The organism is Pseudomonas sp. FP215 (genome assembly GCF_030687795.1).
Classification (GTDB): Bacteria; Pseudomonadota; Gammaproteobacteria; order Pseudomonadales; family Pseudomonadaceae; genus Aquipseudomonas; species Aquipseudomonas salmasensis.
Genome location: NZ_CP117447.1, coordinates 5,768,952 through 5,781,890, shown reverse-complemented (window position 1 = coordinate 5,781,890; position 12,939 = coordinate 5,768,952). Strand labels below are relative to the sequence as shown.

The following is a 12,939-nucleotide window of genomic DNA, read 5'->3' as shown; positions in this document are numbered from 1 at the left end:
TACGCCCATATTAGATGGCTTTGGCAGGTTGACAAGAAAATACATTATGGGGAAATTGTCGAGCGCAGCCTCGATGCTGACTTGGCGCTGGCCTTGAGCCTCAACGGCCGCGAGTTGTTCCGCGACGAGCAGCCGCTGAAAATCCTGCTGATGTCCGCCACCCTTGAAGGCGAACGCCTGGCCGGCTTGCTGGATGATGCGCCGATCCTGCGCAGTGAAGGGCGCATGTTCCCGGTGCAGATGCGCTGGGGTCGACCCTACCAGACCGGCGAGTTTATCGAGCCGCGCGTGGTGCAGACCGTCCTCGAAGCCCTGCATGACGAGACCGGCAGCGTGCTGGTGTTTTTGCCGGGGCAGGCGGAGATTCGCCGGGTCAACCAGCAACTGGCCGACGCTCTGGGTGATCGCCCTGACGTGCTGTTGTGCCCGCTGCATGGCGAGCTGGACCTCAATGCCCAGCGCGCCGCCATCGACCCGGCGCCGGCCGGCAAGCGCAAAGTGGTGCTGGCCACCAACATCGCCGAGACCAGCCTGACCATCAACGGCGTGCGCGTGGTGATCGACGCCGGGCTGGCGCGGGTGCCGCGTTTCGACCCCGGCAGCGGCATGACCCGCCTCGACACCCAGCGCATCTCCCGCGCCAGCGCCACCCAGCGCGCCGGCCGGGCAGGGCGATTGGAGCCGGGGGTGTGTTACCGGTTGTGGTCCGAAGACCAGCACGACGGTCTGGCCGCTTATGGCAGCGCGGAAATCCTCGCCGCTGACCTGGCCGGGCTGGCCTTGCAACTGGCCCGTTGGGGTGTGACGCCCAACCAATTGGTGTGGCTGGACGTACCACCCACGGCCGCGTATGCCCAGGCTCAGGACCTGTTGCAGCGCCTCGGTGCATTGGACGAAGAAAACCTCACCGCCCATGGCCAGAAGATGGCCGAGTTGCCGGCTCACCCGCGTATCGCCCATCTGTTATTGCGTGGCCAGGACCTGGGCCTCGCCGCCACCGCCTGTGACGTGGCAGCCCTGTTGGGCGAACGCGACATCTTGCGCGGCGGCGGTGCCGATTTGCACAGCCGCCTGGCGCTGATGTCCGGTGAAGAACGTGCGCGCGGCACCCAGGGGGGCGTGCAGCGCGCCAAGCAACTGGCCCGGCAATACCGGGGCTACCTGCGCGGCAAGGCGACGCAGCCGGTGGACAACCCCGACCACCCGCGCTGGCTCGGCGCCTTGCTGGCGCTGGCCTACCCGGACCGCGTGGCCCAGCAACGCCGCCCCGGTGGCGCTGAATACCGCCTGGCCAATGGCCGAGCGGCGCTGTTTGCCGAAGCCGACAGCCTGATGAAACAACCCTGGCTGGTGATCGCCGACCTGGGCAGCCGCCAGGGCCAGCGCGAAGAGCGCATCTACCTGGCGGCGGATTTTGACCCGGCGCTGTTCGACACGGTGCTGGCCGAGCAAGTGCGCAACGTCGACCAACTCGACTGGGACGAGCGCGAAGGCGTCTTGCGCGCCGAGCGCCAGCGTAAAGTCGGCGAGTTGGTACTCAGCCGCGAACCCCTGACCGGCCTCGACGAATCCGCTCGCAGCCAGGCGCTGGTCAACCTGGTGCGCCGCAAAGGCTTGGAGTTGCTGCCCTGGACCCCGGAACTGCGTCAGTGGCAAGCCCGTGTGATGCTGCTGCGCCAACTGGATGCCGGCAACACCAGCGAGTGGCCCGACCTCAGCGACAAGGCCCTGCTCGCCAGCCTCGAACACTGGCTGATGCCTTACCTGGGCAAGGTCTCGCGCCTCAGCCATTTCGCCAACCTGGATATCTCCAGCTACCTGCACAACCTGCTGCCCTGGCCCTTGCCCCAACGCCTGGAAGAGCTGGCGCCGCAGCATGTGAAAGTGCCGTCGGGGTCATCGGTACGCCTGGACTACAGCGAGCAGCCGCCGATCCTGGCGGTGCGCTTGCAGGAATTGTTCGGGCTGGCAGACACCCCGCGCATTGCCGGCGGGCGCCTGGCCGTGAAGTTGCACTTGCTGTCCCCGGCGCGCCGGCCGGTGCAGGTCACGCAGGACCTGGCGAACTTCTGGCGCAGTACCTATGCCGAGGTGAAGAAGGATCTCAAGGGGCGATACCCCAAGCATTACTGGCCGGATGACCCGTTGGTGGCCGAAGCGACGGCCAGGATCAAGCCCAGAAAACCTTGAGTATAAGTAACTCCCCAGTCTTTTTTGATGACTGGGGGTTATCTGAAAGGGTGTAATCACCGCAAGAAGGTTGCCTTGAAGGACTTAAAGCGCTTCAAGTGCGCTATCGAATTGCTTATGCGCGTTCAGCAACGACTGGCTCGATTGAGCGTGGATGCCGCAGGTGTACTCGATGAACGAATGTTCGGCTGTTTCAGACTGGGCGATATTGTAGTTCCGAAAGGGCAGCATGGCCCTGCGCACCGGTGACTGATCCAGGATGTTCTTGAATGTGGTGCTTGTATCATCGGCGATCCACAGCCTTCTGACTTTTCTCTGCTGGTTGCCATCGATGAATTTATGCCGTGCATGGAGGACCCGCAGGTTATCCATCACCAAAATATCCCCCGGTTCAAGGCTGACAGGGGTGATGTAGTGCTCGTTGGTGGAATAGTGGGTCTGGATGTATTTGAACGCAGCGTTGGCCCACTCGGGGATAAAAGCGGTGCTGTCGTACCGGTAGCGAATTCTTAACTTTTGGTCGTCGATCTTTTCGAAGACGGCGCAATCGATGGACAACAAATCGTCGCGGCAGTAGGTGACACTGCCGCTGGTCATCAATATGTTTAACGTCTCGGTATTATTGGCAAGCAAGTCGTTGTAGATTTTCTGCCCATCCACCAGGAAGTTGTCGCCGCCAAATTCAGGCTTTGAAACGCACTGAAGAATGACAAACTTGGGGGGCGTGATTTTTTTCGCAGTGCCCTCGACGTAGGCGATGCCATTCAAGAATGATCCATCGGTATGCGGGAAAAAATCGCTCGACAGTTCACCATGATAATCATCCTTGAACCGTTGCCAGTCCTTGTTGATCGGTTCGCCACCGCCCACCACACCATGTTCATCGGACTTGGTATGAAACTGAATCAGCCCGAACTTTCCGGCGGCCTCTCTAAAGGCTTCCAGAGAGTGGTCTCGAGGTTTGATGATGCAATAGCCATGCTCTTTCAGAAAGCTCGAGATTTCTTTGGTCTCAAAAAAATCAAACTTACGTGTGCTCATTTCACGCTCCTTGTTTTATTGGAAGAACTTTTTATAGGCCGTTGAAAAAATGATCGAAGATCATCTTCAAACCAAAAAACGTCACCCCTGCCTTTAACAGCATTGCGCCGACACGCTGCGATATACGGTCTCTGAGAAAGCCGCCCAGGTAAGAACCCAATGTGGAGGCGGTAATCATGATGATGATCAGGTTGGCGTAATCCATGAACGCAAAACCTGCAATCACAAAGGCGGCGACCTTGAGCCCGTGCAGTACGCTCATTTGCATGGCGTGGGTGACAATGACTTCGTTTTTATTAATATTCATCTTCATCAGGATGGGCTGCGATATCAAACCGGTTACGGCCACGAACAACGAAAGGAAGGTTTGAAAGAAGCCCACCAGGGCAAAGTTTTTAAATATAAAACCCAGGCGCGCGACGATCTTGGTCCACGTGATGGCCAGAATGAAGAAGCCGAGAATGAGTGATAAGTATTGCTCGGGGAATTTGCCGATGAAGAAGTAGCCGATGAAGGCGCCGACCAGGCAACCTATTACGTATTTGGGCAGGATTTCCACTTTTGCACTTTTGAAGTCAAACGCGAATCGACTGGCGTTGCTGACCATTTGAATCAAACCGTGAACCGGTACGACCGCAGAGATAGGGATAAATTGAGGCATGACCGCCAGCAGTCCAATCCCGCCGCCCACACCAATGGCAGCCGTCATGAATGAAGTGATAAAACTGACGCCCACCAATAGATACAAACCATCAGAAAGTTCGAGCATTATTAATTCCTGTCCCATTTTATAAAGCGTAAAGCGTATATATCGATGCGCTGGCTTCTCACGGGGTGAATAAGCCGGGCGCAATCGCCTGCGAGCGCGCTGAGAGTCAGGCGCTTTTAATCTTGCGTAGAAATGAGTGTTGAGGCGTGATTAACGGGCAGCCGTGATAGTCGTTACTTGTAACCTTCCCGCAATAAGTAATGAGAACTTAGTCACACCAGAAGCTACGCCATGACTTACGGGATAGAACATGTCTATCCATACGGTCATAGCGAGCCTCTCAAACAGCACGCGATTTATTGCGCGGGCAAGGCCCAGGCGATGATGCTGTCGCCCAACTTGGTTGGGATCCGGTCATGACCGCCAACCACCGCCACGACGTACTGTCGACCCTGGCTCATGTAGGTCAAGGGCGACGCCTGATTGCCTGCCGGAAGGCGTTCTTCCCAGAGCAGTTCGCCAGTTTCGCTGTTGTAAGCCCGCATGAACCGGTCGATAGCGGCACCGATGAACGTCACGCCGCCGGCGGTTGTCACGCCCGTTGCATCACTCGGTGTACCGATTTCGAAGCGCATCCGGGAGGCGATCCCCCAAGGTCCACTGTCATAGCCTGTGCCGAACGGGCGGCTCCAGACGACATCGCGAGTGCGCAGGTCGATACCGGCGATAAAGCCCCAGGGTGGCGCAATGCAAGGCTGGTCAAGGGATGACATCCACGGATCTTTAATCGCGCCGTAAGGCAAACCGGCCTGGACGCGAAAACCCTGAGCATTGCCCGGCGACTCCTGGAACGACTTGGCATTGATGGCATCGAGTTCTTCGCGAGGCACCAGCCCCTGCATATAAGGGAGGCGCTGATTATTGATGATCAGCAGCCCTCGCTTGAGGTCTACCATCACTCCGCCCCAGTTCAAGCCGCCATGATGGCCGGGGAAGATCAGACTTTGCTGGCCCACGACCGGCGGAGTGAAGATTCCTTCGTAGCGTGCCTGGCGAAATTCGAGGCGACATTGCATCTGATCGAAAGGCGTCAGGCCCCAGGCGTTGGCTTCGGTCAGTACTTCCGGTGTTTTCGATGGGCGCCCCATGGTGCTCGGCATATCGGGGGACAGTGGTTGGGTGGCTGCGGTGTAGTCGCCCGGGGCGGTGCCCTGTGGAACGGGAGCTTGCACGACATCTACCAGTGGTTCGCCGGTGGCGCGGTCAAGCACGAACAACTGGCCGGATTTGGTCGCCTGAATCACGGCCGGCCGTGGCCCGGTAGCCGTCGGAAAATCAATCAGGCTGGGTTGCGGGCTCAGGTCGTAGTCCCATAGATCATGGTGGACTGTCTGGAAGTGCCAGCGGACCTTACCGGTGGTGGCGTCCAGTGCGACCAAAGAAGAGCTGAACGTGTCTTCTTGTTCTGTGCGGGTGCCGCCATAGAAATCGCCCGCTGCGTTGCCGGTGGTGACATACACCAGGCCCAGTTCATCGTCGGCCGACAGCGGTGCCCACGAGTTGGGGGTGCTGAGGGTGTAGGTCTCGTTGTCACGAGCGGGGGCGTTGGTGTCTGGCCGGCCCAAATCCCAGGCCCACTTCTGTTTGCCGGTCACTGCATCGTAGGCGCGTACCACGCCCGAGGGGGCAGGGCGTACATCCGAGTCGAGCACGCGGCCCCCGGTGATCACCACCCCGCGAATGACCAGAGGGGCAGATGTGATGCCGGTTGAGCCTTTTCTGAAGGTGCCCAGCCCGTCTTTCAAATCCGCAAAACCTGCGTTGCCGAAGTCGGGGCACGCCTGGCCGGTCAGGGCGTCTACCGCGCCCAGGCGAATATCATTGGTGCCCCAAATGATGCGCGAGGCGCACAAGCCACTGGCATTGGGGACTTCGAAATAAGAGACGCCACGGCAATAGGCGCCGCCATTGGCGAAGTAGTCCGGGTCGACTTTGGAGTCGAATCGCCAGTTCTCCTTCCCGGTAGTGGCATCCAGGGAAATGATGATTTGCTTGGGGGTGCAGGTGTAGAGCGAGTTACCCACCTTGATCGGCGTGGCTTCGTTCAAGTACTTGGTTTTCTCACCGGGTTGCTTCACGTCGCCGTGGTGGTATTCCCAGGCTTTGACCAGGCCCGACACATTCGAAGGCGTGATTTGCGACGCGGCTGAATAGTGGTTGCCCAGGTTGGAGCCTGCATAAGCGGTCCAGTTGGTCTCGGTGTGTGACGCGGCAATATTGCCGTCTGGAGAGGCGACGGTGCTGCGGCTGAACGTTGCGGTGGGGCGTGTGGTGGCGAGCGCCGAGTCGGCAAGGTGAACGCTTTTCGGGAAGAACAGCGGCACCAGGATGGTAGCCCCCATCACCAGCGGCAGCACACCCATGATGGTGAAGTAATGACTTTTTCTGGCGTTGGCAAAATCACGCCGTACCACGGGCCAGAACGCCAGGAGCGGCACGCTGAGAACCGCCAGCCACGCCAGGCGTGGAATATAGGCCCAGCCATCGTAACCAGACTCCCACACCGCCCAGGCATAGGTGGCCACAGAGGCCGCGCCATAAAGGTAGAGGCCGAGGGGCTTTTTCAGGCCCATGAGGATGGCCGATAACAACAGCGCGGTGCCTATCATCGCGTAATAAGGCGACCCCCCCGCGGCCATCAGCACGCCGCCCTTATAGGCCAGCATCACGCCTAGCAGGGCAACCACTGTGTTGTACCCCCCGAACAGGAGGTTTGAGACTCCCGCTGCGCTACCCAACGTCCTTTCGTTCATGGCAACCATCCCTGTGCGATTTCGATGCGGATCCGTGTCCGAGCGGCGCGCATGATTGCCTATTGTTGTAACGAAATACAATATGTAGTGAAAAAATTAACTGTTTGGTGATTTTTTTGTATTGTGTTTCGATTAGAAACAATTGTGCTAGGCTGATTGGCCCTTTATCGGGCGGGGGATGGCGAAGCTGCGGCACTGACGTAATGCCGTGCAGTTAAGCCTATAGCGCCCTCTGTAGGAGCGAGCTTGCTCGCGAAAAACATCAACGATAACGCGTGTTTTCTGTGTGAACGCGGCGCCTGTGATTTTTTCGCGAACAAGCTCGCTCCTACAAAAAGCCTTAACTGCACGGCATTACGCCACTGACGGGTTGCCAGTGACGTGCTCTAGATTTGGCTGTCTTCTGGCGTTGCGCGTTGATCAGTCTTGAGTCGACCGACTTGATCCAGGTGGCGCCAGAGAAACTGTGCGGCTTCTTCACGCCGATCAGACTCGATGAGGTCGAGCAAATGGATGTGTTCCTGGCATTGCGCCTTAAGACGCGTGCGATCGATGTTGGCCTTGTAGCCCATAAAGCGCCTGAGCTGATTCTGGTGGCGTATGGCGTCGATGAAAAAAACATTGCCGGAACACTGCACGATCATTTCGTGAAACTGGGCGCCCACCTGGAACAGTTGCGCGCGGGACAGGGTCTGGATCTCGCCGTCGATCAGGGCCTGTTGCTGTTGCCTGGCCTGGGCAAACGCGGCGTGATTGACCTGATAACCCGGCTCAAGCAGCGCCGCCGGTTCGATGGCCATCCGGAAACGGTAGCTTTGAATGTGCGCCTGCGTGTTATGCACGAAGTCCTTGAGGCCCCACCCTTGGCCCGGCTTACGCTCCACCATCGCTTCGCTGGCCAGCCGGTTCAGCACCTTGAGCAACTGCCCCCGCGGCACCTCGTAACGCCGCAACAACTGCGCTTCGAAAAAGTGCGCAGGTATTTCACCGCCCAGAATGTCGTCGACCACACGCAGGTAAAAGTCCTCGAAAGGATCGCTGGCGCAAGGCACTGCGGCCTCCTGAATCTGCCCGGCACCTTGTTTGAGGAAGTAGCCACGATTGGGCTCTTGAATGGCAAGGTCCCATTCGGCGAGCAAGGCAAAAACCCGCCGAATCGGCGAGCGCGACACCCCGAGCGCTTGGGCAAAGGTCTGCTCGCGCAAGGGCTCACCGGCTTTCATCGAACGGGCGCGAACCAGGTCGATGACGCGGGGGGCCAACTGCAGGGCGAGGTCTTTCTTGATCACAGGTTCTATTCCGAATGGTTAGCTTCAGTCCGTTCCCGTCGGGGCAGATGCCCCCACCGCACTGGAGTGGGAAAATACCATACGAAGAGCATGAGTATTCGCACTGACCACTTTCGATAGTGTGGCGCTGGAGCCGCGAAGGAGGCTCCAGGCTGATGATTTGTTTATTCCCAGGATGGATAGGTACCCAATGCTCAAATTCAATGCTCACCTCGGTTTTCAATTCAACGAATTGCCTTTTCTGCAACGCATCGAAGCCGCCGCCGCTGCCGGTTTCAGGGCGGTGGAGTTCCCGTCCCCCTATGAATTCGACGCCAGCCTGCTCGCCGACCACCTGGCCCAATACAACCTGCCGTTGATTCAGTTCGCGGCGCCGGCGGGTGTGACCAAAGGCATCGCTGCCTTGCAGGGCAAGGAGCAGGAATTTCGCGATGGGCTGTGCGAGGCTGCCCGCTATGCGAAGGCGCTGAACTGCTCGGATGTGCACATCATGTCGGGCGTGACCACGCCTCAGGATGAGAGCGCGGTTGCCTACACCAATAACCTGGAATACGCGGTCAAGTACCTTGAAGATCAGGGTTTGCGAACGTTGATTGAAGTGATCAGCCCGCAGGCGATGCCAGGCTATTACCTGTCTGACTTCAGCAAGGCCCAGCAGGTGCTGGAAACCTTTACGAGTGTCGGGATGATTCTGGACCTTTACCATGCCCAGCTGTTGACCGGCGATGCAGCCGGGGTGCTGGCGCAGTTTTACGACAGGACCGTCCATGTACAAATCGCCGACAACCCGGGGCGTCATGAGCCGGGCACCGGGACCATGGACTTTGCTGGCTTGTTCGCGGCGCTGGAGCAGCGTGGCTACCGAGGATGGATCGGCTGTGAATACCGCCCATCCGGCACCACGGTTGCCAGCCTTGAGTGGCTTAAGCCGCTCCTGAAACCCTAGGGCTTATTGCGCGGCAGGCAGCAGGAAGCGGGCGATCACCAGCAGGTGGTTGGAAATGCGCAACGTATCTTCCTGGCGCACCTTGGCTTCCAGACGTTTGATCCGCGAGCTGTAGAACAGGTAATCCAGCGTGCGATCCGGGCCATCAAGGCCTGGGTCGTTGGGGAAGTGCGTCAGCCATTTCTCACGGTCGATGCCACTGGATTGGCTGTTGCTGGGGATCATCGGGTACTTGTCCCACAGCAGATGCAACTCACTGTCCGGCGAATACTGGCCACGCTTGCTCGCGTCCAGGCGCAAGAACTGGCCCAGTGGCAGCAGGTTGAAATCCCCGCCAATCAACCAGGGTGTGCCGCGACCTTCGAGTTTATCCAGCAGTTTTACCGTACTCGTGACTTGCTCCCGCACGGCACTGCGCCCAGGCGCACCGGCGTCCAGGCGGGTGTTGAGCACTGCCAGTTGGCCTCCGTCGCTCAAGGGCAGGTAAGTCAGCAGCAACGCAGGTTTAGGCTGGAACTGGCGGCTGATGAAGTTGGTTTCGGCGGCCGGCAGTTGCAGGCGTTCGGCGTGTTCGATCTGGTAGCGGCTGAGGGTAGCGAGCTTGCGCCCCACGCTACCGAAGATGTGCAGGCTGGGCACAAAGTCGGCTTTCCAGTCGAACGCCTGGGTGCTGCACGGGTACAGATCCACCAGGCGCTCCTGCAACAGCGCAAGCTGGTCCTGATAGTGGGAAGGCTTGGCGCCTTCGTCGACTTCCTGCAACAGCAGGATGTCGGGTTGTTCGTCGCGAATCACCCGCGCCACTTCGTCGAGGCTGAACGCCATGTCTTCGACGGTGGGGCGATCGTCCGGGCCGCTGCCGTCCGGGGTGTCGTACCAGAACACGTAGTTCTTGCCGGCCAGGTATTGCACATTCCAGGTCATGACCTTGAGCGCCTGCCCCGGCAACAGCGTCGGCGCGCGGAGTGCCACGCAGCTGACAGGCAGGGTCTCTTTGTCGGCAGGGCGCCAGGTCAGGCTGTAGATCAGCGCGGCCAGCAGGCCGGCGATGATCAACAGGCTCAACAGGGTGATGCGCAATAAACGGGTCATCGGCTCGGCTTATGTGCGTGTCAGAAGAGCCACGGAGCATATCACCGCACGTCGGCGTCGCCACCGATCAGCATGAATAAACGGAACAACACCACGCTGGTGAACAGTTGCAGGAAGCTGTGGGCGCTGTCCATCAGCAGCCCCAGCAACGGCGCCGGCTCAGGGTACGCCGCCGCGCTGGCGCCCTTGAGCAGCCACAACGGCGTCATCACGCACAGCAGGCACACCAGGATGCGCCAGAAATGCCCACGGGTCAGGCGCAGGCTTTCCTTCATCGCCGCCAACGCCGGCATGCCGCGCAATACCAGCAGGTATTCGGCAAACGCCAACACCACCATCAGCCACAGGCCCGGCAGGAAATACAGCGACAGCCCCAGCAGAATCAGCAAGGTGCTCATGGCCGTCAGCAGGGCGAAACGCGGCCACAGGCTCAAGGCCATGGCCCACACATCCTTGGTGCGCGGCGACTCGCCTCGGGTGCGGGCGTCGAGAAACAGGATCAGGGCGCCGGTGTACAGCGGGTACACCAATAAACCCACGACCACGCTGTAGCCGCGAAACGCATCCGGGCCCAGCGTGTGGTCCAGCACCTGTTGCAGCAAGGCTTCGAGGATCACCAAGGGCAGGCACAGCTGGACGATGGCGCCCAGGTTGCGCTGGGTAAAACGGAAGGAGTCGCGCAAAACGTCTAACGGATTCATCAGGGTCATCACAGGCCTGGAAGCAGAGGGCGACACTTTAACCGATCAGGCTCAAAGGGGCGCAAACGTAAACCTTGAGTAAAGACCATTGAAACAACTCGTAACATCCCCATAACTGAAAAGCACCTGGCCTGATCACAGGCGGGACGAGAATTTTTATCGGCAATCTACGAGGTCGCCATGAACAGCGAAGAGCAAACCCTGATCGATGGACTGTTTTCACGGTTGCAGCAAGCCGAAACGGACTCAGCCCCCCGCGACGCACAGGCCGAAGCGCGGATCAAGGAGCATATGGCTCGCCAACCCGCCGTCGGCTACTACATGACCCAGTCGATTCTGGTGCAGGAACATGCGCTGCAAAGCCTTGACGCGCAGAACAAGCAACAGGCCCAGCAGATCCAGCAATTGCAGGACGAGTTGCAACGGGCCAAGGCCACGCAACCTGCGCCGGCCAGCGGTGGTGGGTTCCTGTCGAGCATCTTTGGCGGCGGCTCCCGGGAGCCACAGCCTGCGCCGAGTAACTCAGGTGGGGGCTGGCGTGAACCGGCGCGGCCCGCTTTTGGCCAGCCTGCGCCGCAGCAGAACTACCAGCCGCCGCAAGCACCGGTCGCCGCACCAGCCGGCAGTGGTTTCCTCGGTGGCGCCATGAAGACCGCCGCCGGCGTGGCCGGTGGTGTGTTGCTGGCCGAAGGGATCAGCAGCCTGTTCCATCACAACTCGCAGCCCCAGGTGGTGGAAGAGATCATCGAACAACCGGCACCGGCCAGCGATCAAGGCAACTGGGGCAACGACGACCAGCAGTTCGCCGGTAATGACCGCTGGGGCAGTGATAACACCGACAGCGATTATTCGGACGATTCCTCATCCTTTGGCGACGACGATTCTTTCGTCTGACCCACGCAGACCGGAACGCCACGGCGCTCCGGTCTGATTTTTTCCCGGAAACGCTCCCTTGGCTGGCATACTGGCGCCCTTTCCGGGCGCTGGCGCCTGGCTGTCCATGAGGAAGTGCGGTGAAAAAAATTGCAGTGTTCGCCGATGTGCAAAACCTCTACTACACCGTGCGCCAGGCCTATGGTTGCCACTTCAACTACGCCGCTCTGTGGGCTGACATCAGCGCGCGCGGGCAGATTGTCGAGGCGTACGCCTATGCCATCGACCGTGGCGACAGCAAGCAGCAGCAGTTCCAGCAGATCCTGCGCAACCTGGGCTTTACGGTAAAACTCAAGCCGTACATCCAGCGCAGCGATGGCTCGGCCAAGGGCGACTGGGACGTGGGCATCACCCTGGACATCATGGACGCCGCCGACCATGTCGACGAGGTCGTGCTGGCCTCCGGTGACGGTGATTTCGACATGCTGCTCGAGCGCATTATCCACAAGCATGGCGTGCGGGCCGTGGCCTACGGCGTGCCGGGGCTGACGGCCAACTCATTGATACGCGCCGCCAGCCACTACGTGCCGATCGAAGGCGCGTTGTTGCTCAAATAGATCGTTGAACGGAGTAGGAACAGGTTTGGAACGCATAGCGGTCATCGACTTTGAAACCACCGGCATCACCCCCAGCAGCCACTGCCGGGCCACGGAGATTGGCGTGGTCATCCTCGAACGCGGGCAAATCGTGGACCGCTACCAGAGCCTGATGAACGCCGGCGTGCGTGTACCGGCGTTTATCGAACAGCTCACCGGCATCAGCAACGCCATGCTGCGCAGCGCGCCACCGGCTGAGCGGGTGATGAACGAGGTCAATGAGTTCGTCGGCACCACGCCACTGATGGCGCACAACGCCGCGTTCGACCAGAAGTTCTGGGACTTTGAGCTCGGCCTGATCCGCCGCACCCGCCTGCAAAAGTTCGCCTGCTCCCTGCTGCTGGCCCGCCGCCTCATGCCGGCTGCGCCCAACCACAAGCTCGGCACCCTCAACGCCTACGCCAAACTGCCCCACACCGGCCAGGCTCACCGGGCGCTGGCGGACGCGGAAATGGCCGCCAACCTCACGGCGCACCTGGCCCAGGAACTGCGCCAGACTCATGGCTTGCGCGAGCTGTCCCATGACCTGTTGTGCACGTTGCAGAAAGTGCCTGCCGCGAAGATCAATGAGCACCTGAAGAAACATCGCGGGTTCTAAGGCCTGGCGCTGATCGTCCCCACGCTCCGCG

General features: G+C 59.8%; 10 protein-coding genes and 1 pseudogene. 5 read left to right on the top strand and 6 right to left on the bottom strand.

What is annotated here, in order from left to right; all coding sequences use genetic code 11:
• Positions 1 to 45 precede the first annotated feature (45 nt).
• Positions 46 to 2,190 (top strand): annotated as a pseudogene (gene hrpB / locus PSH76_RS26185) (ATP-dependent helicase HrpB); the annotation flags it as partial.
• A gap of 84 nt (positions 2,191 to 2,274) precedes the next feature.
• Here the strand turns inward: hrpB and PSH76_RS26180 are convergent.
• The 4 genes from PSH76_RS26180 to PSH76_RS26165 form a co-directional block, all read right to left on the bottom strand.
• Complete coding sequence (locus PSH76_RS26180) at positions 2,275 to 3,231, bottom strand: TauD/TfdA family dioxygenase (protein WP_305493143.1); 957 nt, start codon at positions 3,229 to 3,231, stop codon at positions 2,275 to 2,277.
• 31 nt (positions 3,232 to 3,262) lie between these two features.
• Positions 3,263 to 4,000, bottom strand: coding sequence for a TSUP family transporter (locus PSH76_RS26175; protein ID WP_005791677.1), 738 nt, complete (start codon positions 3,998 to 4,000; stop codon positions 3,263 to 3,265).
• Positions 4,001 to 4,296: 296 nt separating this feature from the next.
• Positions 4,297 to 6,753, bottom strand: coding sequence for a membrane-bound PQQ-dependent dehydrogenase, glucose/quinate/shikimate family (locus tag PSH76_RS26170; RefSeq protein WP_370874617.1), 2,457 nt, complete (start codon positions 6,751 to 6,753; stop codon positions 4,297 to 4,299).
• Between the two features lie 386 nt (positions 6,754 to 7,139).
• A complete protein-coding gene (locus tag PSH76_RS26165; protein WP_032895190.1) occupies positions 7,140 to 8,042 on the bottom strand; it encodes a GntR family transcriptional regulator in 903 nt (300 codons plus the stop codon).
• A gap of 190 nt (positions 8,043 to 8,232) precedes the next feature.
• Here PSH76_RS26165 and PSH76_RS26160 point away from each other — a divergent pair, with 190 nt between their 5' ends.
• Entirely contained in the window at positions 8,233 to 8,988 is a 756-nt protein-coding gene (locus PSH76_RS26160) for a hydroxypyruvate isomerase family protein (RefSeq protein ID WP_032895192.1), read from the top strand.
• Between the two features lie 3 nt (positions 8,989 to 8,991).
• Here PSH76_RS26160 and PSH76_RS26155 read toward each other — a convergent pair whose 3' ends face one another.
• Positions 8,992 to 10,080 (bottom strand): endonuclease/exonuclease/phosphatase family protein, encoded by a 1,089-nt coding sequence (locus tag PSH76_RS26155; RefSeq protein ID WP_305493141.1) that lies wholly within the window; start codon positions 10,078 to 10,080, stop codon positions 8,992 to 8,994.
• A gap of 41 nt (positions 10,081 to 10,121) precedes the next feature.
• On the bottom strand, positions 10,122 to 10,781 hold the full coding sequence (locus tag PSH76_RS26150) for a YciC family protein (RefSeq protein WP_032897759.1): 660 nt from the start codon (positions 10,779 to 10,781) through the stop codon (positions 10,122 to 10,124).
• A 180-nt stretch (positions 10,782 to 10,961) separates the two neighbouring features.
• Between PSH76_RS26150 and PSH76_RS26145 the strand changes: the two genes are divergently transcribed.
• The 3 genes from PSH76_RS26145 (at position 10,962) to PSH76_RS26135 (ending at position 12,908) form a co-directional block, all read left to right on the top strand.
• Positions 10,962 to 11,675 (top strand): DUF2076 domain-containing protein, encoded by a 714-nt coding sequence (locus tag PSH76_RS26145; protein ID WP_098950293.1) that lies wholly within the window; start codon positions 10,962 to 10,964, stop codon positions 11,673 to 11,675.
• Between the two features lie 119 nt (positions 11,676 to 11,794).
• Entirely contained in the window at positions 11,795 to 12,271 is a 477-nt protein-coding gene (locus tag PSH76_RS26140; protein WP_003194396.1) for an NYN domain-containing protein, read from the top strand.
• A gap of 25 nt (positions 12,272 to 12,296) precedes the next feature.
• Positions 12,297 to 12,908, top strand: coding sequence for a PolC-type DNA polymerase III (locus tag PSH76_RS26135; RefSeq protein ID WP_054896175.1), 612 nt, complete (start codon positions 12,297 to 12,299; stop codon positions 12,906 to 12,908).
• Positions 12,909 to 12,939: the final 31 nt, after the last annotated feature.